17 protein-coding genes and 1 pseudogene are annotated in these 24034 nt (G+C 61.2%); 13 read left to right on the top strand and 5 right to left on the bottom strand.

The window, feature by feature from the left end; genetic code table 11:
- Positions 1-340 precede the first annotated feature (340 nt).
- The 4 genes from P8K07_06385 to P8K07_06370 all read left to right on the top strand — a co-directional run bounded on the left by P8K07_06385 (position 341) and on the right by P8K07_06370 (position 4955).
- Positions 341-1069, top strand: a complete 729-nt coding sequence (locus P8K07_06385; protein ID MDG1958146.1) for a hypothetical protein — start codon at positions 341-343, stop codon at positions 1067-1069.
- A 173-nt stretch (positions 1070-1242) separates the two neighbouring features.
- Positions 1243-1644 carry a tetratricopeptide repeat protein gene (locus tag P8K07_06380; protein MDG1958145.1) on the top strand — a complete coding sequence of 134 codons (402 nt, stop codon included), beginning with the start codon at positions 1243-1245 and terminating at the stop codon, positions 1642-1644.
- Positions 1645-1844: 200 nt separating this feature from the next.
- Positions 1845-3185 carry a hypothetical protein gene (locus P8K07_06375; protein ID MDG1958144.1) on the top strand — a complete coding sequence of 447 codons (1341 nt, stop codon included), beginning with the start codon at positions 1845-1847 and terminating at the stop codon, positions 3183-3185.
- 234 nt (positions 3186-3419) lie between these two features.
- Positions 3420-4955, top strand: coding sequence for a cellulase family glycosylhydrolase (locus P8K07_06370; protein MDG1958143.1), 1536 nt, complete (start codon positions 3420-3422; stop codon positions 4953-4955).
- Between the two features lie 165 nt (positions 4956-5120).
- Here P8K07_06370 and P8K07_06365 read toward each other — a convergent pair whose 3' ends face one another.
- Together P8K07_06365 and P8K07_06360 are read right to left on the bottom strand one after the other, a co-directional pair.
- Positions 5121-5447, bottom strand: coding sequence for a hypothetical protein (locus P8K07_06365; GenBank protein MDG1958142.1), 327 nt, complete (start codon positions 5445-5447; stop codon positions 5121-5123).
- 95 nt (positions 5448-5542) lie between these two features.
- Positions 5543-7864, bottom strand: coding sequence for a hypothetical protein (locus P8K07_06360; protein MDG1958141.1), 2322 nt, complete (start codon positions 7862-7864; stop codon positions 5543-5545).
- An 87-nt stretch (positions 7865-7951) separates the two neighbouring features.
- On the opposite strand from P8K07_06360, the pseudogene P8K07_06355 reads away from it, so the two are divergent.
- The 3 genes and pseudogenes from P8K07_06355 (at position 7952) to P8K07_06345 (ending at position 16157) form a co-directional block, all read left to right on the top strand.
- Positions 7952-8092 (top strand): annotated as a pseudogene (locus tag P8K07_06355) (YtoQ family protein).
- Positions 8093-8309: 217 nt separating this feature from the next.
- Complete coding sequence (locus P8K07_06350) at positions 8310-14027, top strand: hypothetical protein (GenBank protein ID MDG1958140.1); 5718 nt, start codon at positions 8310-8312, stop codon at positions 14025-14027.
- Between the two features lie 633 nt (positions 14028-14660).
- The gene (locus tag P8K07_06345; protein ID MDG1958139.1) at positions 14661-16157 is read left to right on the top strand and encodes a hypothetical protein; all 1497 of its coding nucleotides are present in this window, start codon (positions 14661-14663) and stop codon (positions 16155-16157) included.
- Between the two features lie 47 nt (positions 16158-16204).
- Here the strand turns inward: P8K07_06345 and P8K07_06340 are convergent, their stop codons facing one another.
- Both P8K07_06340 and P8K07_06335 read right to left on the bottom strand, forming a co-directional pair.
- Positions 16205-16387: a hypothetical protein gene (locus tag P8K07_06340; protein MDG1958138.1), complete on the bottom strand. Its 183-nt coding sequence runs from the start codon at positions 16385-16387 to the stop codon at positions 16205-16207.
- A complete protein-coding gene (locus tag P8K07_06335; GenBank protein ID MDG1958137.1) occupies positions 16384-16824 on the bottom strand; it encodes a hypothetical protein in 441 nt (146 codons plus the stop codon). Before P8K07_06335 ends, P8K07_06340 begins: the two co-directional genes overlap by 4 nt.
- Positions 16825-17169: 345 nt before the next feature.
- On the opposite strand from P8K07_06335, the gene P8K07_06330 reads away from it, so the two are divergent.
- Positions 17170-17928 (top strand): acetolactate decarboxylase, encoded by a 759-nt coding sequence (locus P8K07_06330; protein ID MDG1958136.1) that lies wholly within the window; start codon positions 17170-17172, stop codon positions 17926-17928.
- A gap of 149 nt (positions 17929-18077) precedes the next feature.
- Here the strand turns inward: P8K07_06330 and P8K07_06325 are convergent, their stop codons facing one another.
- Positions 18078-19649, bottom strand: a complete 1572-nt coding sequence (locus P8K07_06325) for a hypothetical protein (GenBank protein MDG1958135.1) — start codon at positions 19647-19649, stop codon at positions 18078-18080.
- 61 nt (positions 19650-19710) lie between these two features.
- Here P8K07_06325 and P8K07_06320 point away from each other — a divergent pair, with 61 nt between their 5' ends.
- The 5 genes from P8K07_06320 to P8K07_06300 all read left to right on the top strand — a co-directional run bounded on the left by P8K07_06320 (position 19711) and on the right by P8K07_06300 (position 23650).
- Positions 19711-19884: a hypothetical protein gene (locus tag P8K07_06320; protein ID MDG1958134.1), complete on the top strand. Its 174-nt coding sequence runs from the start codon at positions 19711-19713 to the stop codon at positions 19882-19884.
- Between the two features lie 144 nt (positions 19885-20028).
- Positions 20029-20562: a MarR family transcriptional regulator gene (locus P8K07_06315; GenBank protein MDG1958133.1), complete on the top strand. Its 534-nt coding sequence runs from the start codon at positions 20029-20031 to the stop codon at positions 20560-20562.
- A gap of 26 nt (positions 20563-20588) precedes the next feature.
- Positions 20589-21152 carry a VOC family protein gene (locus P8K07_06310; GenBank protein ID MDG1958132.1) on the top strand — a complete coding sequence of 188 codons (564 nt, stop codon included), beginning with the start codon at positions 20589-20591 and terminating at the stop codon, positions 21150-21152.
- A gap of 3 nt (positions 21153-21155) precedes the next feature.
- Positions 21156-21935: an SDR family oxidoreductase gene (locus P8K07_06305; protein ID MDG1958131.1), complete on the top strand. Its 780-nt coding sequence runs from the start codon at positions 21156-21158 to the stop codon at positions 21933-21935.
- Positions 21935-23650: an FAD-dependent monooxygenase gene (locus P8K07_06300; GenBank protein ID MDG1958130.1), complete on the top strand. Its 1716-nt coding sequence runs from the start codon at positions 21935-21937 to the stop codon at positions 23648-23650. The genes P8K07_06305 and P8K07_06300 overlap by 1 nt, the downstream gene beginning before the upstream one ends.
- Positions 23651-24034 lie beyond the last annotated feature (384 nt).

The following is a 24034-nucleotide window of genomic DNA, read 5'->3' as shown; positions in this document are numbered from 1 at the left end:
CACTCTTTGCCTGCACTACCGAGCGTTTGCCTGGAGGCTCGAGGAGTTCCTTGCCGGAAACGCAGATGATGTGATTACAGGGACGATGGTTGTCCTCGGGTCAACGATGGCGATCTCCGACTCGCCTTCCCGCCGGTTGCGAAGCCCTTTAGCGGGCTGAGATGGATCCGTACCGGGGATCGCCGTTTTGATTATAATCTCGAGCGGGGATCAATCTTCTGCCGCGGGGAGTGGTTTCGGGCTCGAGATTCTCGGGGATCGACCGCCCCGGATGGGGAGTGATAACGCAAGCCGGCAAGTCTGATGCTGATCGCGCAATCGTGTTAGGCGTAATCGGTATATGCAGAAATTCAGCCTTGAATATGCCCAACTATCGAACAAGATGGCCGAGCTGGCCGACCGTGACGGTGATGTCTTTCTTGCCAACGTCGAGCCGCAGGAACCGGTAGACCACGTCCTGGTTGCGATGGAGCCATCGTTGGGCCGCTGGGCAAAGACAGCCGAGGACGCAAAAGCGAAGGTCGCCAATGGTTTCCGGAACTTCGTGGACTCTGTGGATGCCCAACTCGTACACTATGCCGTCCGGCGCTACCTATGTCGTCCCGGGGAGTCCTACTTTGTTACGGATATCAGCAAGGGCGCCATGCTGGTGGAGAAGGCAGGGCAGGACCGCGCTGCTCGGTATGATCGCTGGTTCCCGCTACTTGTCGAGGAACTCGAATTGGTTGGCAAAGAGGACTGTCTAGTTTTTGCTCTGGGGCGAAAGGTCCAGGAGCAGCTCCGCAAGCGGTCACTCGGCCGGAAGTGGCATCCCTTGATTCACTACTCTCCGCTAGCGGCCAGTGCTCGGAATGATGCGGTAAGCGACAAGGAGGACATTCTCGAGCGGTTTACCGCAGATTTCGATCCGAACGATTTCTACGATGTCGTCAATGCAGTAATTGACGAGTCCGGCGTTCCAGACGACTATGTTCGCGGTACTCGCGCCGCGGCGAACAGACCACTCAGCGCATCACAGATGAAGCTGCTTTTATCCTACAAACTCGAGTTCGATCGTGTCCGGGGGTGAACGACTTGCAGGGGCTGCAAGGGCCGCATTTGAGGAGAATTTCGAACGGCTGTAAACTTTTCGCTCGAGCGATTCGGACAATGATCGTTCTTCCTTTCTTTGGCGGCAGGCAAGTTTGCGTGGTCGAGTGATCGCTGAAATAGCTCGATGTTCGAGGATTTTCGAGGAATTTCATGATGGGCGAAGAAGTGAAGACATTGCGGGCGCGCGCTGAATCGGGAGATCCGGACGCACAGAACCGCCTTGCCAATCGTTACTTCAAAGGCGAAGCCGTGAAGATAGACTACGATCTCGCCTTTCAGTGGTATCGAAAGGCAGCTGACCAAGGCTTGCTGAAGGCCATTTACAATCTGGGAATTCTCCATAAAGACGGTTTTGGAGACCCAAACCATGAAATTGCCAACCGCTACTTTCTACAAGCTGCACGTAAGGGCTACTCCCTGGCGCAATATAGTCTCGGGCGCAGTTATCAACAGGGAAGAGGCTTTGCCGTAGATCTGGCCGCCCAGCGGCTCCGCCACGGGCGGGAAGGCGAGTCGGAGACTGCCAGTGGCAGGAATAGGCTGGACGAGTAGAGCGCCGCTGGGGCAAAAAGGGCCTTCATGTTTCCTACTGAGTGGTGGGACTCCGCCTCGGGCGAAAAGGGGAGCGGGAGTCTGCCCGGTGGCAGGGTTCGGTTTGACCCATACGGGGCCGTTGAGGCAGAAAGGGCCCTTGATATCGTCTACCGTCCGAACCGCATCGTGCGGCCTTGGAGGCTCGATCGAGTGTGCCCATGATTGAGCGACTCTATCAACACCCACATCTTCCCTTTCTTGTCGGGTTCCTCGGGCGTCTTGGCGTCATCCTGCTCGTCGGACATTACCGTGGACCGACTCTGTGGGAGAATGGCGAGATTGCGACCTCGGTTGTCGAAGGCCGTGGTTTCGTGATGGGCATCACGGGGCGGTTGGAGCCGACCTCGTGGCAAGCCCCGGGTTATCCTTACCTGCTGGTTGGGGTTTGGAAGCTTTTGGGCAACGGCTGGCCGTCCTACTTGCTGATCTCGATTCTCCAGGCTCTGGCTGTGAGTTCGGTTGTCTACCCGCTGGGTTGGCTTGCCGAGCGTTGGTTCGGTCGGCAAGCGGGCGTGGTCGCAAAATGGATGGTTTGCGGGTTGCCACTTTTTGCCTGGTACCCGACGCGTATCAGCCAGGTCGCCCTTGCCATGAGCTTTTTCCCCTGGGTGGTCGCCGGATGGATTCGCCTTCGCGCCGAGTCGCCGCGGGGGCTGGTCCTGGCGGTGGGTCTGTTGACGGGTTTGGCCGGGCTCTTTCAGCCGATGATTCTGGCCGCGCTCGGGATCCTTGTCGGAATCCTCTGGGTTGTTGCTCTGGTTCGGGGCAATCGGATGGCTGCGGGCCGGATGCTGATGGCCGGATTCGCCACGGTTCTGGTGCTGCTCCCCTGGACTCTGCGCAACTTCGACATCCATGGAACAATTGTCCCTGTGAAAAACAGTTTTGGTAAGGAGTTCTGGATGGGGAATAACCCCAACGCCACGGGGTCCTCGTGGGCTCCGGGCGGGCGCGAAGAAATCACTTCGGCCTTTCCGCCCAAGTGTTTTGCCTATCGCGAGCAACTTTCCGAAATGGAACTCTTCGGGGCGATGCAGGCAGAGGGCATGGAGTTCATTCGGTCGGACCCGTCGGCTTTCTTCGTCAGGACGGGGCAGAAGATTGTGTGGTTCTGGACGATCGCGCCAGCCAACCTGGTGCGCCACAGCCTGGGGGGAGAGGCGGTTCAGTTCAGAATTCTGCATGCCGGGTATTGGTCGCTCCTTGTGCTTCTGGCAGCGGCAGGCCTTGTGGGTGCCGGGCTGCCCCGAGAATACGGAGCCGTTCTCGCGAGCTTCTTTGTCGTCTACTCGGTGGTCTACGGGCTGACCCACGTGGGACAGGCGCGTTATCGCGGCGAGATGGAATTTGTCCTGGTGCCGCTGGCCGCGGCCGGCATCGTCGCCGTGGCCTCGCGGCTTTGGCGGGCATTCAGGGCGCCGCCCAGCGACTCCCCGACCGGCGTGAAGGGGAGTGGGCGACTGCCCGATGGGACAGGATCCGGGCAAGATTCGGATTGACCGAGCGAGGGCGTTTGAGGCAAAAGGGCCTTCATGTTTCCTACTGTCCATTCGAGCCGGCCACGAGGCTCTGGGGCAGCATCTGGACTCGGCCATTCGCACGGGGACCTATTGCAGCTATCAGCCGGACCCCCGGGTCCCGACCCAGTGGGACGTCTCCGGCTAAGGTTCCAATCGTAGTGAAATCGCTGGCGAGTTTCCCATGCGGCGATTGGATGTTGTACTATCGCCGCCATGAGGAAAAATTTGAATTTGCCGGCTGTGGTCTGCGGTCTGTTCTTCGCGGCTTGCAGCGGGAGTTCTTCGGGGGATGCGGACGGATTTGATCCTTCCCCGCGCTATATTACCGATGAGCAGGGGCGAGCCCTGATTCTGCATGGGGTAAACGTCTCCAACGAGGCAAAGGTGGATCCTCTTCGCCTGCCTGCGATCGACGAAAGCGACGCCGAGAGAATCGCAATTCGTTACGGGTTCAATCTGGTTCGCTATCTGATCTTTTGGGATGCGATCGAACCTCAGCCCGGAGAATTCAATTTGGAGTATCTTGAATCTGTATCCGAGCATCTGGATTTCTTTGCCGCTCAGGGCGTGTACGTGGTCCTCGACATGCATCAGGATGTATATGCAGCGAGGTTCTGTTGTGATGGGGCCCCGGAATGGGCGATTCGAGACGATGGACAGCCGTTCTCGCTGCAGCCATCTTGGTTTCTGAACTACTTCCAACCAGCGGTCATCGCCGCCTTTGACAACTTCTGGGATACGGATGGGCCGCATGCGGATCTGCAGCAGCACTACGCGATGTCGTGGCAAGAAGTTGCGCGCTCGCTGGGCGATCACCCCGCAGTTCTGGGCTACGATCTGATGAATGAGCCGTATCCGGGCTCGGATGTCTCCACGCTGGAACTTCTGGGTGGCGTGGATCCGGAGTCGCGCGCGCCCGACTTCGATCGGGGCAAGTTGCAGCCATTTTATGAGGGCCTCATCGAGGCGATCCGGGAGGTCGATCGCGGAGGTTGGATTTTCCTCGAGCCGCGGTTTGGCGGGCCGGGCAATGGTGGGCCGTCCTATCTGGAGCGGTTCGAGGACCCACGTCAGGGTCCATCGCGGATTGCGTATTTTCCACACCTGTACTCGACGAACTTCGAGCTGAGTCAGAATTACGATGCAGAAACGGACCCGTTTTTGGAGAACTGGGCACGCGAGCGCGCGCGAGAGATGGAAATTCTGGGCGGACCTCTGCTGATCGGCGAGTGGGGCCTATCACCGCATGCGGGCGGGGCAGACCAGCTCTACCGTGAATCGGTGGAGCTGGCCGATCGCATGACCAGCGGCTGGGCGTATTGGAGTTATGATGCCGGTGGCTGGGGTCCGTGGAATCCGGACGGTAGCGATCAGGCCCATGCCGATATTTTGGTGCGCGCCTATCCACGACGGGTTGCCGGCGAGCCGACAAGTTACGGATATGACCAGGACACACGATGCCTTTCCGTGGACTATGAGGATCGGCGCGGGGTTCAGGGGCCCACCGAGATCTATATTCCCGAGGCACGACATTACGGGAACTCGGGCTGGCAACTCCACGTGCAGGCGGAGCAATGGACGAGCCGCTGGGATGACTCCCGCGAGGTCCTGGAAGTTGATATTCCCCCGGGCGGCGGACTCAAGCGGATTTTTGTCACACCGCCTCTGGCGTGCGGGGATCTTTTCTCGCCGCAGTGCTCAGGCGATCCTCAGGTCCAGGCTTGGCTTGCCGAAGGCTGTTTGCCTTAGCTGCAGGACGACGTATCGTCGGGCAAGGTTCGCGCGCAAGCCGGGTGTAAATTCTGGACAATTATCTCACGAGTCCCCCGATGACCGTTTCTCGCGATCCGTCGGCTGATCGAGTTTTCCCGCGACCTGGATAGACTGCTCTGCGAAGAGCGACGTGCGCGGACCCTAGCCTCCGACAGGCGGGCAGCTGGGCTGTGTGATGGCTGCGATCGCGTCCGGCGTGAGGGTTGTATCGTAGGTGTTGTCGGCCATACAGTTGCGCTCACCCGCCCCGAGAACGATCACGTCGCTGGCGAGTCCGGAAAAGGGGTGTTCCGGCGGGAAGTAGGACGTGCCCAAGCTCGGGGGGAAGCTCGACAGCGCTCTGCCAATCCCCTGAAGCCTGACCGCCGCCCAGCGGCTCTGCCACGGGCGGGAAGGCGAGTCGGAGACTGCCAGTGGCAGGATTAGGCTTGACGAATAGAGCGATGCTTGGGCAAAAAGGCCCTTCATGTTTCCTACCGTCTGGTGTTTCATCCGGGGTTAGGTCTTTGCGACAAGCGATTACGAATTATCTGTTTCAGGCACCGGCTAGTTGCGCTCGAGATTCAGACTTTGCGAGTGACCTGTCGCCCGCAAGCAACAATCAAGGCAAAGAACGTCAGGCCTGCGATCCACGCGCCGGTATGAAAACCTGGCGAGACAAATCTGATCTCGACATATTGCGAACCCTGCTCGAGGTGAATTCCGACCACGAGCCCATAGACTCGGTCCACAGGCACTCGGACCCCGTTCCGCCAGGCGCGCCAACCTCTGGCCCACCGCTCCGAGGCCACGAGGAACCCCGGCCCGTCGGGACAATCTGCCTCGAGCCTGAATCTCCCCGCGGCCATTTCCACGTTTCTCAAGGCGCAGTTTTTCACAATAGCGCGGGCAGGAGCACCCTCGAGAATTGCCGTCGTCGAAGTCAACTCTCCTGATTTACGCGTTGCAGAAAGTGCCGCCGCGCGATCCGGCTCAAACTGAATCGCTGTAATGCTGCGGATTCTCGGCGCAGCGCGCGGGTTTTCAATCACGACAGAAGTGGCTCCGTGCGACTTTGATCTGGCCGAATCTCGAATCCGAGGTCCATTTTGCAGCTGAGAGGGAGATTCCTTAGACCGGGTGCCTGTTGCAACCCCCATCTGGTCTCTGGCAACGATGACCCGCCGAATGCTCAGGACGTCCGGGACTCCATTAGTTTCGCTGAGGAAGCGGGCTGGACGGAACCCCCAGGGGACTCCACCAGCCACTACGCGGACTGCCCGTGAATAAAACGGCTCCAGAAGTCCGCTATACCCGCTCGCCATCGGAACTTGCCAAAACGCACCGAGGGCCATGCCGAGATCCCACGGTGCTTTCTGATGGCTATCGCGTTGCTCAGGGGTCCAGTTGCGCTCCATTGCCACCAGTGTCCGGCCCGCGACCACATCAAAAAACTCCGGTGGTGGTGCGGCCGCAAGCGTCATGAACTTGGCACCGTTGGCCGTCGATTTCCCCTCCCCCCGCAAAGTGGTGATCGGACCCAAAACCGTCAATACGACCAGCACGGTCGTCAAGGCAGAGCGACGTTTCGTCTCACTGGCAGGAACCAGAACCGCGAGCAGCCCAAGCAAGCCTCCACCCAAAATCAATGCGAACGGCGGGTCGCGAAGCGGTACCCCCGCGATCCAGCCGATGAAAATCAAATTTGCTAACCAGGCGCCCAACAACCACCTGATGGAGCGAAGTGGTCGATCCAGGAGTTGGGTTAAACCGAGACCGCCCAGAAGCGAAAGCGCAAACCCGGTCAGAAGCAACCATCGTTCGACAGCTCGGAGCATCGAAAAGAAGGGCAAGCTGGCCAGGAATTTGGACAGACTGACTTCGCTTGTGTTGGTCAGCAGCAGACCGAGCAAAGCCACGGCGGCAAGACCCAGGCGAATCCGGTCGGGACGAATCAGTGCCACGAAGCTCAAAAATACCGTCACCGCTCCGAAATGAAGCAGAATCGAGGGCGAAACCAGCCGACCAACGCTGGCCGACGATGGCAGGCCGAGAAAGATCAGCTTCGATAGCGGGAATACCGAGCTTGCGTATCCAAATTCAGCGGCGGCAACTGCACGGTGGGACGCACTCAAGAGTTCCAGGAAAGGAATCACCTGGTAGGCGGACAACAAGAGGCCCGTGAGCACAAGGCATGGAGCGGCCCAAAGACGCCGATAGACCGAGCGAGACGGCGCAATCAGGCCGAGCAGACCGAGCACAATGGCGCTCTGGACGTAAGTCTGGGGATGCCCTCCCATCCACGCCAGAGCCGCAAAGCACGATCCGAAGAAAAATGGGATGACCCAGTTCCGTGCTTGCAGAACTCTGGCCAGGAAGAGACCGCACCACGGCAGCCACGAGACCGCGGCCGCCATGTTTCCGAAAGCGAGAACGTATCGAATGAAATATGGTGCTGACGCGAAACTCGCGCCAGCCGCCATCGCACCGGGCAGACTTGCCCCGAGAGAGCGCGCGAGCAGCGACATCCCGAAGGACGCGACGGTGATATGCATCGCCCCGGCGATTCTGGGCACCATCCAGGTCGATTCCCCCGCCAGTAGAAACGAGAGCATCTGCAGCGGATAGAAGGCCTGCGCTTGAGGATCGTCCAGAAGCGGCGATCCACTCCAGAGCCAGGGGTTCCAGAACGGCAAAGCCCCATGCGACCATTGACGAAAGCTTTCGGAGGTCAGAGGAAGGTTGTGTGCCCCGTTATCCAGAACAAGCGCACGACCATCACCAAGCAGCGCGAGAAATAGGCTTCCGAGAAAGGTTGACCAGGCAAAAAGGAAAAGGATATCCCTGCTTGAGGGCTTTTGCTCCCCGCTGCGTTCCGCCCCGACAGATTGGGCCCTCCCGTCCATGAGCCCCACTTTTCGTTTTCCCGTTTAAAAGTCAACCGACTACCGAGCGGAAGATATGGGTCCTTACTTTGCAAAGCGAGAACTGAAATGACTCGGCGTGTATATTGGTCTGGGGAAATCCACACCGACTGGAGTGAACGGATCATCAACGGCGCGGCGGCGCGCGATCTGACGGTGGAATTCACATTCGCGGTGACGAACCATGAAGCCAGTGATGCAGCCGGTGATCGCCAGGGGGCCGGTAGGCTCCCTGCACGAGGTCGGGGAGTAACGGCCAGGGCTGGTGCGAAGTGGTTTGCGGGTCGCCCTCAGTCGCTCTATGATCTTGGATTGACTTCCCTTGTGAGGGAAGAGCTATAATCAGCTTTTGGCTTTGCTCTACACCAGCCCCTATCCTTGCATTTCAATCAGCCCATCCCCTTGATCCCGCCGGAGGTTACCCCCGATGAATTACCGCAAAACCGCTCGATTTCTGCCGTTTGTTGCCTTTTTCGGGTTATCCGTCGGATCCATCCTCTCCGCACCGGCCTCGGTCGTGGCCCAGAGCCTTCAGGCCACGCTGGAGAACTCGAATCTCCAGCGATTCGCCGGCAAGGCCACGCGCGCGGGTGACATGCAGCGCGACGGCAGTGTGAAGTTCGAGATGCGCCTGGACGCCTCGTCCCTGAGCGGGCTCGACCTCACTCGACTCCCGTTTCTCCACTTCGCAGATCTCCTCCTCGATACAGACGGTACATCATTGGTCTCGACCGACGGCCTGGACATGACACTCCATCCGATGGAGGCGCGCCGCGGCGCGCGGGCGACACTCTCCCGCTACCAGCTCCCCGGCCGCGACCGCTCGGGGGCGCGCGCCGAGGTGCAGATCCGAAACGGCGTCGCCAAGGTAAAGGTGAAGATCTCACGCGCCCGAATCACCCCGCCGGAGTCCTGCCGACTGGGTGCAGAGACCGCCGATCTACGCTCGCGCCTTCGCCTCAGCGGCTCGGACTCCACCAATGTCGAGATCGACGTCACCCATGCATGGCATTGCAAGACGTCCCACTGCTCGGACGCCGGCGCGGGTTGTTTCGATCTGCGCGCACTTAGTCGGTCGAGCTCGGGGTCCAGCGGAAACCGCAAGCCCACCGCTAAACTCGATGTAAAGAACCTGACGCGGAGCGAGACCGAACAAAACTGGATCCGCTTGGATTCGACCCGCTCGGAAGACAGGGATGGACGCATCGTGTCGCACCGCCTGGATCTCTTCCGCAAGCAGGGGCGCGAACTCGTGCAACTCGCCGCTCCTTCGACTTCGACCGCCAAGCTGGCGCATGCGCGCCTGGGGCCAGGCGATTACACGGCGCGCCTGGTGGTCACCGACGACCAGGGACTGCACGACACGGACGAACGACGCTTCTCCGTGCGCGGGAAATCGATCACCATTCCCGCAGCCCTCGGTACGCCCTGGGCCATGGGAGAGAACTGGCAACCGGGAGGAGAATACACGATCCTGACCCGAGGGGGCGGCCCGATCGATTTCGGCGAGATCGTGAGCATCTTTGCCGAGGCCACCAACCCCGGCCTCCAGACGAGTGCAAGGAGCGGCGCCTTCGGACTCGGTGCGACTGCTGCGCAAAATACCTGCGGCAGCGCCGGGAGCAAGACCGGACTTGCTCTCAACATCGTGGGCGGCATCGTTCTGGGCGCTGCGTCGATCGCGACGATGGGCGGCGCCGATGTGGCAGCGGGCGCGTTGGCGTTGGGAGGCACGGCCCTCCAAATGGGCAGTACGTCAGCCTCGACTGCGGGAGGCAATCAGGCGAGTTCGTGTGTTCAGGAAGAGATCGACAACCTCTCCGACGAGGTCGAGCTTCAAGCTATACAGATCCAGGCGATCCAGAACCAACTCAACCTGACCGACGAGGCCTTCTACAACGATTGGATGGCAACGCTGAATACGGGGAACGATCTCTACCGCAGTAACTACTACACTCAACTGAACGCCTTCTCCCCGACGGACGGCGACCCGACGGCCGCCTGCGCCTCTGACGACGGCACGTGTGGCGCCTGCCAGGCTCCCAACGGATCCAGCCAAGTCAGCCTGAACGGTCCCTCGCCGTCCTGCGCGTTGAGTTCCGGTGGAATCGTGGGGGATTTCTTCTACAATGCTGGTCTGTGGACATCTCAGACGGGCGGCGCGATCCCGAACCTCTGCAACCAGCAGCTTCAATTCGATGGTGCCGCATCGTGTGAGCCGGAACAGACCTTGCAGAGCGGAGCCAACTTCAACAAGCTCAGTGCGTACATTAATGGCGCAGTCGAGGCCAACTTTCTCGGGGATCTCGCGAGTCTGACCGGCACCGACGTGACCGGAATCGGAACCTGCACGGCGGACTGCTGGCAGAACGTTGGTAAGGCGGGTCCGGATGAGCTCTGGCCCGAGGTCGTCGAAAGCCTCTACCAGACAACACTGGGTAGCTCGGGCAAGGCCTACACAATGCTCAAGACCCCAGCGCTCGCCGCGCAAGCGCAGAACTCGAACGTGATCGCGGTGATCGATGCCTACAACCGGTCCCTCGTCCAGTACGTCCAGCTCGCCGCCACTGCGATCGTCCAGGGCTTCCAGATGGAATGGATGATCAACAACTTCAACTACTACGCCACGACGGGTGGCGGCTCTGTTTCGACGATGGGCCCGTCCATCGCCAACGCGCAAAACGTGCCGTCGCTTGTCGGTAGCGATGGGTGGGCCGGCTGGTACCCGGGTTCGATTCAGGCGACGAATCTTGCCAAGAGCTGCACGGATTGGTCGGAGGGCGGGGGCTGCGCTGTTACGTCCGACAACGTCGTTGGCGGCGACTCCACCTCTTTCTATGCTGGCGCCTGGGTCTGCAAGAATACCAAAACATATTGCGCACCCGAAGACTGGGGCTTCGTCGAGAAAGGAGGAAGCACCAATTGCCAAAAAGGCTCAGGCTGCAAATATGCCTATTGCAATGGACAGAAGAGCTCTTGCGCTTACGGGGGCAAAGGGATCAAGAGCAGCAGCGGGACATCGTATCCGCCAGCTGAGGCCGATATCGCGGCTTACAATCAGGCCCAGTACACACTCGCACTCGTCTACGCCGAACGCCTGAATGTCCTCTACCAACTCTTCCTGGCGTACCTCGTCACCGACACTCCGACCCAGTCCCAGTCTTGGCCCACGACCTCGGAGGGTGTATGCACGTCTGGTGCGGCTACCACCGCCTGCGGTCGTTCCCTCTGCAAGGTCAAGTGCTCCGCTGACTCCGATTGCGGGACCGGGGGCACCTGCGCCACGGGAGACATTGGCTACGACAGTATCACCACGAGCGCGGGTTGGATGGTGCCAGCCACGCAGGCTTCGCGGTCTCCCGAGTACATTTCGAGGCCCCTCGGGCTCCTGTCCCGCAACACCCCCACCTCCGCGGGCGCGTTCAATAAATACTTCGACACCCCGTCCCAGCATCCTTCGGACCCCTACGACCCCTCGGGTATGGATTGCGCTGCCGACTATAAGACGTCGACCGGTGAGCTGGTCTCCAGCGGCCAACCGGGCTGGATCGACAGCCTGGAATACGTATGTCCGGAGGAGTATCCGTACTGCACGGGCTACTACTACGGCGTCCAGTGGGGCCAATGCTCGAGTCGCAAGCCCTGGACGGCAGACTCGGTCCTCTACCAGTATCCGCTCCTCGACCTGGGGACCTGTCAGGCGAACCGGAAAGCGTACAACGCGACTCAGGGCACGCAGTCCTGCAGCGGAGGAAGCACGCCCGGTGCCGCCTGCACGGTGGACTCGGACTGCGGAACCGGCGCCTGCGAAACTCGGCCGACCATCGGCGGCGCTTGGGGCGCACCGGGGCAGTGCCCGTCGGTGTTCGCCACCGCCGACGGGGGCGCACCCCGTTACGGCTACTACGACGGCCGCACGGTGCAGCCGTACTCCTTCCTGGTCGGCGACGCGGCGCGCGACGCCCAGACCGCCAATCTCCGGGTTGCCTGCGGGCGTCTCGACGGGACTTGGGACGATACCACTGCCGTATGCAGCGATTTGACCAGCGCCTACGCCGAGAACGCCTGTGCGAACTACGGCGGGACGTGGGACGGCACCACCGATACCTGTAGTCCGCCGTCGGCCTGCCCCTCGAGCTGCTCGGAAGCATCGTGCGCCGCCCCTCCGGCGGGCTGGACACCCTCGGAGCTTCCCGGTTGCGGGACCTATGAGGCTCCGTACCAATCGTCCTCTACGAGTCCGTATAACCATGCGACTTTCGTGACGACCGACCCCACGACGGGAAGCCAGTGCTCGCAGCTTCTCTTCCCGACCGATGGCGGACCGTGTACCGGCTTCTGCACGACCGACACGATCGAAGGAGTAACTCCCGAGCTCACCGGCGCCTGCGTGGATGCGAGTTACGCGATGGCAAACGGAATCTTGAGTGCCCCCGCCTCTCTGACCGACTGCCAGGGCTGCGCCGATCAGGCGGTCCTCGCGCTGCTGGCTCCCATGCGAGGCAATCTGGGCGAATCGGGCACGGGTTGTGCGGGCAGCAGCTTTACCGAAGGCCCCCAACTCACCCTGTACCGACCGGACGACGTGCGGACCGACCTCGGAATCAACACCGACGGCGAGAATCCCGCGATGCTCTGCAAGGGCTGCGTCTACCTCGCCTGTGGCAACTACTCGGGTCTCGACATGAACACGAGCCAGAAGTTCGGAGTCTGGCCCCTGTTCCCGGCAACAGGTCTGGGTAGCGTCTTTCCGGGCGGTAGCACCGACGGTTTCTGCCAGAACAACACCGCCAATAAGCCGTCCGACCAGCCCTGCGCCGTCGGAAGCCTTCTGTGGAAGTCCGCCAATGCCGACTCAGCCATTTCGATCGTCGATTACCGGGCTCAAACCGGGTGGGCATCCGGCTTCGACCAGGCGGATTTGAAGTTCGAGAACCAGAACGGGCCTTACGATTTTCACTACGGCCAATGGTTCAATTCCACGGGGCCCGGTGAGAACAACTGGGGCGCCGGGGTTCTGCAGATGGGGAGCCTGGGCAAGAACTCGGGCTCGGACGCCGGCACCAACGTGATGAACCTCAGCTATCGCCTCCAGAACCCGGCGATGCCCGTCGCAACCGACGATCCTGGATCTGAGACTTACGGGCTCTTCGCCTGGCAGGGCCAGGATATCGGCTTCCAGATCATCGGCCAGAATCTCACCGGCTCCTCCTGCCCGAACAACACCGACCAGATCTCGGTGAAGGACAATATTGGCTACTGCCTGTCCTTGGCGACCGCGGTGACGAGCATCGACATGGACACCTACGGCTACGGGTGCGAGTCGGCCGCGCCGGAGAATAGCGGCTGGGGCACGCCGACCTACGGCACGAAGTACACCAACTACCCATCTGACAAACCACTGGGCAGCCCGCAGGACAATGGGCTGAAGTGCATCACCAACGATGGCCGCAGTTTCGACGTTCAAGCGCTTATGACGCCGGGAGGAACGCTCAACCAGGTCCAGAACGAGCGCTACTATTATAGCAACGTAAACCAGAACTACATGAGCGGCACGCTCTACTTCACCGACAGCCAACAAAAGGATTGGGCCAACAACCCCCCGAGCGACACGAATGTCCCCCCCGCCTCGATCTGCCCCGCCGGCTGTCTCAATGCTCTCTACTCGGCAGACGGAACCAATGGCGCGATGCCGCTCCTGGAGACCTCCGGCGCCTGCACCGGTTTTGTCTCCGGGTGGGGCTATTGCGGAGGTTACTGCTACGCCCAGCCGGATGGCGACTATGGGAGCGGTGTCGCACCGCTCGATTGCCGTGGATGTCTCGACGCGTACTACGAAGAATTCACGCAATGCCCCTCGGACTACCCCTTTGCCTACCAGGGGGGCGGTGAACTCGGGTCCTATTGCTGCGAGTATATTCCGTACAGCTCCGGGAGCTACGCCGACCCCTCGATAATGGACCATTGTCCGGAGAACAGCTACACCCCATGCCCGGACACTTCCAAGAAGTGCGTCAGCTACTCGGCGCCGAAGGCCCAATACGTGCTCCCGGCAACCAACGTGAGTGGCGAGAGCGGCGGCGATGGATCCTGCTTCCCCTCCGGCAATGGAGCGCTTATCTCTCCCTTCCCCTGGCCGTACTGACTGACCGGGGATCGCGGGTTTTGGTGCGGCACCTGCTTTTTTTTCAGCGACATACGTGGATTCTGCCTCTTTTCAATTAGAGACAACCCCGGAACACTACGGGTCCACGGAACGGAGAGAGAGGGATTCGAACCCTCGAAACGGCTATAAACCGAAGCTGGCACCCGCTCTGAGTCTGCTGATCTTTCTCAGTGATTTTGCACTCAATCGGTCTTCGGATGTGCAGGTCGACGTCGCTCCACAACTCGATGGAGAAAGCGGCAGGAGCTTAGCAGCATAGGGTAAGGAGTGAACAGAGTCTCGGCCGAAGCGAATGTTCGGCATGTCCAGCTCTCGTCGGAGGCGGGTGGGGCCGATCTTCTCCTCACCTCCGAGCCAGATACAGGGCGCGCAAGGGCCGGGAGGTGCTTCGCCTTGCCGCAGGACGAAAACGAAGACTCGCTCGCCTGTCTGGTTCGAGAATTTCAGGAGGGTCTGCGCCGTCCGACTCAGCTGAATGAGCCCCTTTTCTCATGCACGAAACATCACGTCGCAACCGTCAAACATCGAAAAAGCCCCATATTGACAGAGGTTATTCGCCGCCCTAGAATTGACCTCTAACACGGTGAGTCCCACCAAACTGGAGCAGATCCTATGAAAACCTCAATCCTCACGCTGGCGATCGTGCTGGCACTCTCGCTTTCCGTGCCCGCAGCGGCAAAAGTGACCGCGCAGCAGAAATGCGATTCCCTCAAGCTCACTGCCTCGGCCAAGCTGGCGCAGTGCCGCCTGGTAGCTCTCGCCAAGCATGAAAAGAAGCCCGATGAGACGCGCAGGGACGAGGCCTTCGCGAAATGCGAGAGCAAGTTTCAAACGGTCTATGGCAAGGCGGAGCTGAAGGCGCCGGAGGACGCGACGGCGGCGGACGAAGACCAATGCTCCACGTACGGCGACGCCGCAAGCCTCCTTACGTACGCGAGTGCCCTAGGCGGCGGTTTTCAGCGGTTGATCTCGATCCCCTCCGCGGACTCTTCGCGACTGGTTCCGGGAATGCAACACGCGTGTTGGCTCAGCGACGAGGGCGGTGTCTGGTGTGCGGGGGAGGCTGCCGATGGAGAACTCGGGGATGGGACGTTCGCGGACACCTTTGACGTTCCCGTCCAGCCGGTTGGTCTGGATACCGGTGTGGCGGCCATTGCAGCTGGCAATGAGCATCTCTGTGCTCTGCTGGATGACGGCTCGGTTCGTTGTTGGGGGGACAATGATGAAGGCCAGATAGGGAATGGCCAGACAGACGATGTGGGTTTCCCGGTCGAGGTGCTCTCCTCGGAGTACGGTATCCAGCAGATCGGACTCGGTGGAGACTTTTCCTGCGCCGTCGACAAGGACCGTCGCGTTCTGTGCTGGGGCGATAATTTATACGGCCAGTGTGGTGTGGGTTCGTCCAGTAAAGAAGTGCTTGAGCCGACCTATGTGGCGAGCCTCGACACACCGGTCCAGTCGGTGCACGGCGGCGATGACCACGCATGTGCCTTGACCATAGCTGGGGATGTGGCGTGTTGGGGTCAGGGCCAGAGTCTCGGGGATGGGTCGGGTGAAGACAGCGATGCTCCGGTGTGGGTAGTAGGCCTCAGCGAGGGAAATGCGGCGCAGCTGGCTTCAGGCACTGATTTCAGTTGCGCCACGGATCAAGATCGTTCGCTTCTTTGTTGGGGCCGCAATGACTACGGCCAGCTCGGCGATGGGACGAATGAGGACTCGACGGTTCCAGTGGCCGTCGCGGACCTCGGCGCAGGGGTTCAAATGTTTAGCGGTGGGGACCGATTCGCGTGCGCGGTTTCGGAGAGCGGGAAGCTCTTTTGCTGGGGCCGGGGGAGTGTCGGCAACCTCGGCAACGGATCCGAGGACGACTCTTCGACGCCTGTTCAGGTTGGCGGGGTTCTCGAGTTTGCGGGCGATGCCGGATTTGCGAGAATCACGGACCTCGAAGCCAGTATTGGCTATCAAACCGCTTGCGCGGTGACGAGCACCGATGGTCGATATTGCTGGGGCAGGCTTCGTTGGGGCGACGAAGCTGCATCTGGTGAGGTTACCTATGTCGACGTTTCCAGCCCGGAGCTTGCCCAGGTGTTCTATGGAGTTGATCCGTAGCGGCTCGTTGGTCCGCGGCGTTTCTGCGTGCAAGCCGACGGTGGAGGTCAGCCGACCCAGAACTTGCGCGTGCCGCGGCTGAAGTCTGCGCGGTCGAGAATGCGATCCCAATGCCTGCGCTGATCAGCCCATTCCTGCGAGCGTCGGCGCCATGCTCGATGCTCGGCGTTCGGCTCTTCGTGCTGCGGTGCTTTTCCGAACAGATAAAACTCTTCGGCCTGGTCCTTCATTTGCGTCCCTTTCGACGTTGAGTGACTAGTTTGTAGGCTCTGGCAATCGCGGCTTGGAAATCGATCTGTGAACAGGTCGGGCATTCGGCGCCGATCTCACTGTTCGGATTCTCCCGCTCGGACTTGGATCGCTCCTTGAGCAGGGCGACCTTTGCAGCCTCCGAGCCATCGACGATCAGCTCCATTTCGGCGCGCTTGTAGGAGACATCCTGCGCAGCTTTGAGCGCGAGCAGGGCTTTCCCGAGGTCCGAGACCTTGCGCCCAGCGTTGTGCGCTTCACGAGCCTTCGCGCCAGCAGCGATGATGCTGCCAGAACGAAGACCGCTCATGATCTCGGCAAAATGAACGTCAGAACCGGAGGCGATTAGCTCGATGGCTTTTCGCTCCTTCTCCTTCAGCACTAGGCCGGACGGAATGATATCGATGGAGGAATCCACACCTCTATTTTAGCCTGCGGCTAAGCCGAACAGGGTTGTGGACCTGAGATGGGGCTTGTGCAAGAAGAGCCTACAAACGTAGCGAAGTTCGACCCGTTGTCTCGAATAAACCGAAGCTGGCACCCGCTCTGAGTCTGCTGGGTTTTGCAAACGCAGAAACACCGCGCCAGCCCGCTTGGTCATCGGGGCAGCGCGGCGTTTGGAGGCACCGAGTTGTTTTCGTCGTCGTTTTTCTACCAGCTTGCAGGTGGCGGGACGGGCGACGCGAGCGGAAGACGCTAGCGTCGGCCGTTCCGCACCGCTATCAAGCTCCAATACACGTTGACGAATTGGAGGGGGCTGACGATGGGACTTGCTCCCGCTGGAAAACCAGGAAAGACGCAATTATGGATCGCCGCCCTCGTCGCGATCCTCGCGCTCGGCTGCGGCGACAGACCGGAAAGGCCGGACGGTTCGTCGGGTCGGCTCTTCCAGGTAGGGACTCTCCAGAGTTTTCTGGATGGGGACTATCAGGGATACTGGAGCTTCGCCGAAATCGAACCCGAGGGTGACGTTGGCCTTGGCACGTTCGAAGGGATCAACGGCGAACTCGTCGTCGCGGACGGCGCCTATTGGCACGTCTATCCGGATGGCTCCGTCGCGGAGGTCGATCCGAACGAACGAACACCTTTTGCACAGGTGACGAACTTCCTACCCGACCGTTTCGGTTCCATTCGCGGCCCACTGGACTGTGGCAGTACTCTCGACGACTCTCTCACCACGCAGTCGGGCTTCGACGAAGACGTGTTGTACGTCGCCACGATCCGCGGACGCTTTTCCTCGATCACGACCCGCGCGATCGACAAACAGGAGCCGCCGTACCACCCCCTGGCAGATCTGACCCCAATGCAGCACGAATTCCCGATGACCGACGTCACGGGAACGATGGTACTGGTACACACGCCGGGGACGCTCGAAACCGTGAGCCCCGCTGGCTTCCACTACCACTTCATCACCGCGGATCATGAGCGTGGCGGTCACGTCGTTTCCTGCTCGGTCGTGGAAGCACGGGCCGCTTTTCAGGAGATGACCGGGATCGACATCGAATTCCCTCCCGAGTCGTGACGTCGCACCGTCGAGGCGCACAGTGCTGCTGCAATTCCGCCATGGATCGCGCGTCAATGGAGCGGGAGAACACATAAACCACCCCCGCCGGTGAAGAACCCGTGTAGCGGCATGTCGCAGGCCGGTCACCCAGGGCTCGGAATCGGCCGCTAACGTCCCCTAAGCGCCTCCATCTTCACCAGCAGCGCCTTCTCCATCTCGGCATCCTCTGGGGTCGTCCGGAGCGCCGCACTCTTTGCCACCATGTCGGCGAGGTTCTCGTAGATCTTGAGCTTCGTGCCGGGGATGCTCATGAGCGACAGCCGGTTCGCCTTGAGCTTGGCGAGCCCCTTCTTCGGGTTCTGGTCGAGCAGCGCGAGCCAGATGGCGAGCTGACGTATCGGGAGCAGGTCATGATCGCTTTCCCCCGACCCGGGCGTGTAAGCCTTCAAGACCGAGAGCGCACCCTCCGCCGTCGTGGCGCCCGTCAGCGTCCGCCCGAATTCGCTATCCAGCGTGCCCGCGCGGCGCGCGCTCTCCAGCATCGCGAGCATCGCGGATGAACAGCAGACCGGGGGGACGATGATCTGGTTCAAGTTGAGCTGGGTGTCCGAAGCGAAGATGTCGACGTTGGTGTTGTCGTTGAAGGGGCCCGGGCTCGCGCAGTGGACCACGGCCACGCCCACCTCCGATCGCATCTGGAGGGGCGGCTGATCGTCGTCGAATGAGACCTCAGCCGCGCCGACTGATCCTTCAATCTTGGTCACGCGCCCACGGCGCACGATATCCTTCACCTGACGCGCGAGCGTAAGCTCGTCTCGGCCGATGATAGATAAGCGGAGCTTGCTGGGGCGGTGGTGGACGGGGTCGAGCCCGACCACGATCCCGTCTGCGAGAAGCGCGTCGAGGGCCTGCGCGCGATCACCGTCTGCGTCGAGCAGGGCTTGAGTGAACTGCGTCCAGCCGAGCGCCTTCTCGCGGGCGAGCATCCACACATCATTGGAGACGACCCAGCTCACGTCGTCGGGCGAGATTTTCAGGTCATGGAGGAGGTATACGATCGCGTCGCTGCCTGTCTTGCCCGCACCGAGCACGAGGAATTTTGTCCCCTGGGCCTCACGCCGGCCGTACGCAACGAGGTCGTTCGGCGTCATCACCTGTACATCGGAGACGGGAAAGGGGAGGGGGCACTGGCTGGGTACCTTGCACTCGCCGAGGATACCGTTCACGAGCTTCACGCCGACCTCTACGGTGAAGGCTTGGCTGCCGTCCAGTTGAGTAAAGCGGTGAACCCTATCGCCTCCGACCTCACGCGTGAAATCGTACTCGCAGTCGAAGAAGAACTGGACGCGATCTTTGGGCCAGCCCGCGCAGACCCGAGCGTAGTAGTCGAGGAGTTCCTCCCGTGAGGCCCGGTGCTTCCACGGAAGCTTACCTCGCAGCAGGAGAGAGGGCCACCAGCCCTCCAGCTGCTTCGACTGCACCCCGTAGAGCACGGAGGGCTGGTGTAAGTGAACGAAGTCGTACGCGTCTACCCACTGCCCACCGGGCACGGCGTGCTTGTCGACGACGACGACCCTGCACGCCGGCTGCTCGATCAGGAGGGTGTCCACGAAGGCAAGGCTTGCTGCGCCCGCCCCGATGACGAGGTAGTCGCAGCTGCCAAGATCCACTGAGGCGGGGTTGTCGATCTCCGGGGCGATTGGCGTATCGTTGTCCTGGTGGTCGGTAGTGTTCTGCATTTTACCTTTACTTCTGAGTGAGCGGAGGTCTGATCGGGATCCACAAAAGAGCGTGGAGGTGATGAAGTTGGAGTATTACACGAATCGAGCGCCTTCTGGGCAAAAAGGGCCTTCATGTTTCCTGCCGTCCGGCCGCGACTTCCAGCACGGTCATGCCTTGTCGCTTCGTGGCCAGAATCTTGAGGCCGGCCTCGATGAGCTGTGCGCGATGACCGGTGCCAGTGGCATTGATTAACCTGCCGGAGCCGTGTGGTCGCTGCGGACCGGTTGCGGCCCCGGCGTTCTCGTACGAGATCGTTGTTGGGGAGAGAATCTGATAAATTTATTTCGATGCCGAAATATTTGATATCGTAGTATATCGCGGCTAAGACAGAAATAGGTGGACGAACGGAGCCGAATCGACGAGGGAATGGAGAGCTGGGCGCGCCTTGTGCCTGATCTCGATCTGGAGACGATGCGGACAGGCTTGCTGCTCGCCAGGGTCACGGCCCTGGGGCACAAGCACGTCGAGGCGGCCTTCGCCGCAGTGGGGTTGTCGGCAGGCGAGTTCGATGTGCTGGCCTCGCTGCTGCACGCTCCGGACCGTACGAGCAAGCCATCGGTGTTGGCTCGCAGCGGCATGTTGTCGCCGGCCGGGATGACGCATCGTCTCGATCGGCTCGAGAGGGCGGGGTTCGTCGAGCGACGGCCCGACCCGGATGATCGGCGTTCGATGCTGGTGTTGTTGACCGAGGCCGGCGAGGCGAAAGCCATCGAGGCCGCACGCGTCCATGTGGCCGCGGAGGCTGAACTCCTCGGTCTGCTTGGTGCGAGAGTCCAAGCGGACCTGCGTCGACTGCTCGATACCATGCTGGATACCTATGCAGCGGTTGCCGCCAGACCTCCGACAGCACTCGCCCGGAGTGCAGAATAAACTCAATCGTGAAAGGAAGAAGGCCAATGCCAAATTCACCCTCGCCTCGGCTTTCGCTGAGCCATACGACGGTCGCGGTGCGCGACCTCGAAGTGATGCTCGAATTCTATTGCGGCGTACTCGGCTTTGTGGTGACCAACCGCGGCTTGGTCGGAGAAGGGGAGCTGGCGTTTCTCTCCCAGGACCCCACCGAGCACCATCAAATGGTCTTTGTGACGGGCCTTCCGGAGGCCGAGCATCAGTTCGTCCTGGCCGATCATTTGGCGTTTCGTACCGGGAGTCTCGACGACCTGCGGGCCATCGGTGCTCGCCTGGACGAAGCGGGCGTCGAGGGAGCGCTTCCGATCTCGCACGGTAATGCTTGGTCATTGTACTTCAACGACCCCGAGGGCAATGGCCTGGAATGTTTTGTCGACACCCCCTTTCATGTCGCGCAACCCCGCGCCGATGGATTGGATCTGTCGGCAGACGATGCGGCGATCGAGGCCGACACGCTGGCGAAAATTCAGGACGGCGAAGAGTTCCAGCCGCTTCTCGACTGGCAGGCTCAGTTTCGGGCCCGGCTGAATGGCCAGAACGGAGATTCCTAGGCAATGGATCTCGGAATCGCAGGTCGTCGGGCGATTCTGTTAGGATCAAGCCGTGGGCTGGGGCGGGCTTGCGCAGAGAGCGTTGCTCGCGAAGGTGTGCACGTGGTGATCAACGGTCGCAATGCGGCCGATGTGGAGGCGGCGGTCGACGAACTCCGGGTGTCGCATGACGTCGAGGTTACCGGTGTGGTCGGTGACTCGTCGACTCCCGAGGTGCATGATGCACTGCTTGAGGCATGCTCCGAGCCTGATATCTTGCTGCTCAACGGGGAGGGCCCACCGCCAGCGCCGTTTGCCGACCTCGGCCCGGACGCCCTCGCCGCGGCCTTCCGGCAAGCCGTAGTTGGCCCGGTTGGCATCCTTCAGCGGGTTGTCTCCGGGATGGTCGAGCGTCGATTCGGGCGCGTGGTTGCCGTCAGTTCGGCGATGGTCAAGACGCCGAACTCAGTTATGAGCCTCTCGCACGGCACCCGGCTTGGGCTCGCGGGCATTCTCAAGGGCCTCTCCAAGGACGTGGTGGCCCATAACGTGACGGTCAATCAGCTTCTGCCGGAACGGTTCGACACCGGTCGCCAAGAGCAGATGGCCCAACTGGTAATGCAGTTCAAGGGCGTCTCCTACGAAGACGCCCGTGCCGAACAGATCGCATCGATCAAGGCCGGTCGACTCGGCCGCCCCGAGGAGTTCGGGGATGCGTTCGCATATCTGTGTTCCGCCCAGGCCGGTTTCATGTCCGGGCAGAGTCTGCAGCTCGATGGTGGAAGCTACGAAGGGATTTTCTGATGGCCGAGAGCCCCGGCGTCGACGTTGATGTGTTGATCGTGGGGGCGGGGCCGGTGGGGATGCTGGGCGGGATCCTTGCCTCGCGCCTGGGGCTGAGTGCGTTGGTGGTCGAGCGCCGTGATGGGCCTCAGAAAGCGCCTGCGGCCCACGTGGTCAACGCTCGGACCTACGAGATCTGCCGCCAGGCCGGGCTCGATATGGAACGCATCTTCGCTGCCGGCAAGAGTGAATCCGATGCCGGCCACGTCAACTTTGTCACCCGACTGCGTGGCGAACTGATCGGCCGGCTCCCCTTCGAGCGTCAGGGGGAAGCCTGCCTCGAATTCACCCCGACGCCGCTGCGCAACCTGTCTCAGCATCGCTTCGAGCCGATCCTCGCCGATGAGCTGCGCGCCTCACCGGATGCCGACCTCCGCTACCGGCACCAGTGGGAGCATTCCGAGGAACTCGATGATGGCGTCGTCTCTGACCTCGTGGACCTCGACTCCGGCGATACGACCCGGGTGCGTAGTCGCTATGTTATTGGGTGTGACGGAGCGGGCAGCCGTGTTCGCGAGATGCTCGGCATCGAGATGGTCGGCCCGCCGCTGATCCAGGGTTATCTGATGATTCATTTTGCGGCGAACCTCCGCGGCCTCACGGCAGAGCGGCCCGCGGTATTGCACTTTACGTTCGACCCGCAAGCCTCTGGCGCGTTCATTGCACATGATGTCGAGTCCGATTGGGTGTTCATGCACGCAATCGACCCGTCGAACGAGTCGGTGGACGACTACGACGATGATCGGTGTGTGGACATTATCGAGAGGGCGGCCAATGCCGATCTTGACGCCGAGATCCTGGGCAAAGGCATATGGTGGATGAGTTCACAGACGGCGGCATCGATGGGGCGGGGCCGAGTCTTTCTGGCCGGCGACTCCGCTCACCGCTTTCCGCCTACGGGCGGACTCGGCCTGAACTCGGGGGTGCAGGACATCCACGGGCTGATGTGGCGCATCGCGGCGGTCATCGCAGGCAAGGCATCGGATGCGCTGCTCGATTCCTATGAGAAAGAGCGTCTCCCGGTTGCGCAGAATAACGCTCGCCAGTCGCTGACGAACGCCATTAAGCTGGTCGAGCTACCGGTAGCACTCGGCATCGACGTCGAGCCGACAAGTGAGCGGTTGGATGCGTCTCTGGCAGATCCGTCGAAGGCCGAGGCAATCGCCGCAGCGGTCGAGTTGCAGCGAGAGCATTTCGATCTGTTCGGCCTCCAGCTTGGCTATATCTACCGCGAAGGGGCCCTTGTCGGAGAGGATCCGCTCCCTGTGGAAACAGGTTCGTCCAGCGACTATCAGCCGACGGCTCGGCCCGGGGCTCGGATGCCGCACGATTGGCTGGAGGAGACCGGCGGGCGCTCAACCCTCGATCTCGTCACGCTGGATCGGCCTGTTCTATTCAGTTTCGGAGACCACGCGGCATGGCGCAACGCCCTTGGCGCCGCCGACGTGGCGATGGTCCGCGTCGGGGTCGACACGCCTGCGCTCGAATCGTGGCGAACGTTGTGTGCCGTTGATGGTGACGGTGCACTGCTCGTCCGTCCCGACCACCACGTCGCCTGGCGCGCGCAATCCTCGACGCAACTACCTGAACTCGAGCGTGCGCTCGCCGTCCTGGCGGGAAAAAGCCTCGAAGAATCCATCACCACAAGCAGGCGGCTTCCGGGCCGGAAATCCTGAGGGCTTTCTGCTCGCAAGTGTTGTTGGAGCTATCCCCAGTCTGCCACACCGCGGGGGCACGCGGCCATGGTCAAAACCGGGCGTCGTCAATAGTCATCAGGTCATCTCGGCGGCGCACGTTCATTTCGAGTGATTTTCTCGGCGCATGAAGCCGCAGCCGCGATTCGGGGAGACCGATGAATCCGTGCCCGCCCGTTTTTTTCCGGGTCGGGTGCGGTTTGGCTTTCGGGAAATTAGCTCGAAACACCGGATGCGATCGCATAACCTGCTGCGAGTGACCAGAGCGACAGCCGCCCAGCGACGCCGCCAGGTGCGGGCAGGGGAGTGGGAGACTGACCGGTGGCAGGATTCGGCTTGACGAGTAGAGCGCCTTCCGGGCAAGAA

It is taken from the genome of Candidatus Binatia bacterium (assembly GCA_029248525.1).
In the GTDB taxonomy this organism is placed as follows: Bacteria; Desulfobacterota; Binatia; order UBA12015; family UBA12015; genus UBA12015.
Note: the sequence above shows the minus strand (reverse complement) of the source record. Positions and strands in the feature narration are given on the sequence as shown.

What these genes read in the sequence shown, in the direction of transcription:
- P8K07_06385 (MDG1958146.1), top strand. Translation starts at nt 341, where the DNA reads ATGCAGAAATTCAGCCTTGAATATGCCCAACTATCGAACAAGATGGCC.
- P8K07_06380 (MDG1958145.1), top strand. Translation starts at nt 1,243, where the DNA reads ATGATGGGCGAAGAAGTGAAGACATTGCGGGCGCGCGCTGAATCGGGA.
- P8K07_06375 (MDG1958144.1), top strand. Translation starts at nt 1,845, where the DNA reads ATGATTGAGCGACTCTATCAACACCCACATCTTCCCTTTCTTGTCGGG.
- P8K07_06370 (MDG1958143.1), top strand. Translation starts at nt 3,420, where the DNA reads ATGAGGAAAAATTTGAATTTGCCGGCTGTGGTCTGCGGTCTGTTCTTC.
- P8K07_06365 (MDG1958142.1), bottom strand. Translation starts at nt 5,447, where the DNA reads ATGAAGGGCCTTTTTGCCCAAGCATCGCTCTATTCGTCAAGCCTAATC.
- P8K07_06360 (MDG1958141.1), bottom strand. Translation starts at nt 7,864, where the DNA reads ATGGACGGGAGGGCCCAATCTGTCGGGGCGGAACGCAGCGGGGAGCAA.
- P8K07_06350 (MDG1958140.1), top strand. Translation starts at nt 8,310, where the DNA reads ATGAATTACCGCAAAACCGCTCGATTTCTGCCGTTTGTTGCCTTTTTC.
- P8K07_06345 (MDG1958139.1), top strand. Translation starts at nt 14,661, where the DNA reads ATGAAAACCTCAATCCTCACGCTGGCGATCGTGCTGGCACTCTCGCTT.
- P8K07_06340 (MDG1958138.1), bottom strand. Translation starts at nt 16,387, where the DNA reads ATGAAGGACCAGGCCGAAGAGTTTTATCTGTTCGGAAAAGCACCGCAG.
- P8K07_06330 (MDG1958136.1), top strand. Translation starts at nt 17,170, where the DNA reads ATGGGACTTGCTCCCGCTGGAAAACCAGGAAAGACGCAATTATGGATC.
- P8K07_06325 (MDG1958135.1), bottom strand. Translation starts at nt 19,649, where the DNA reads ATGCAGAACACTACCGACCACCAGGACAACGATACGCCAATCGCCCCG.
- P8K07_06320 (MDG1958134.1), top strand. Translation starts at nt 19,711, where the DNA reads ATGAAGTTGGAGTATTACACGAATCGAGCGCCTTCTGGGCAAAAAGGG.
- P8K07_06310 (MDG1958132.1), top strand. Translation starts at nt 20,589, where the DNA reads ATGCCAAATTCACCCTCGCCTCGGCTTTCGCTGAGCCATACGACGGTC.
- P8K07_06305 (MDG1958131.1), top strand. Translation starts at nt 21,156, where the DNA reads ATGGATCTCGGAATCGCAGGTCGTCGGGCGATTCTGTTAGGATCAAGC.
- P8K07_06300 (MDG1958130.1), top strand. Translation starts at nt 21,935, where the DNA reads ATGGCCGAGAGCCCCGGCGTCGACGTTGATGTGTTGATCGTGGGGGCG.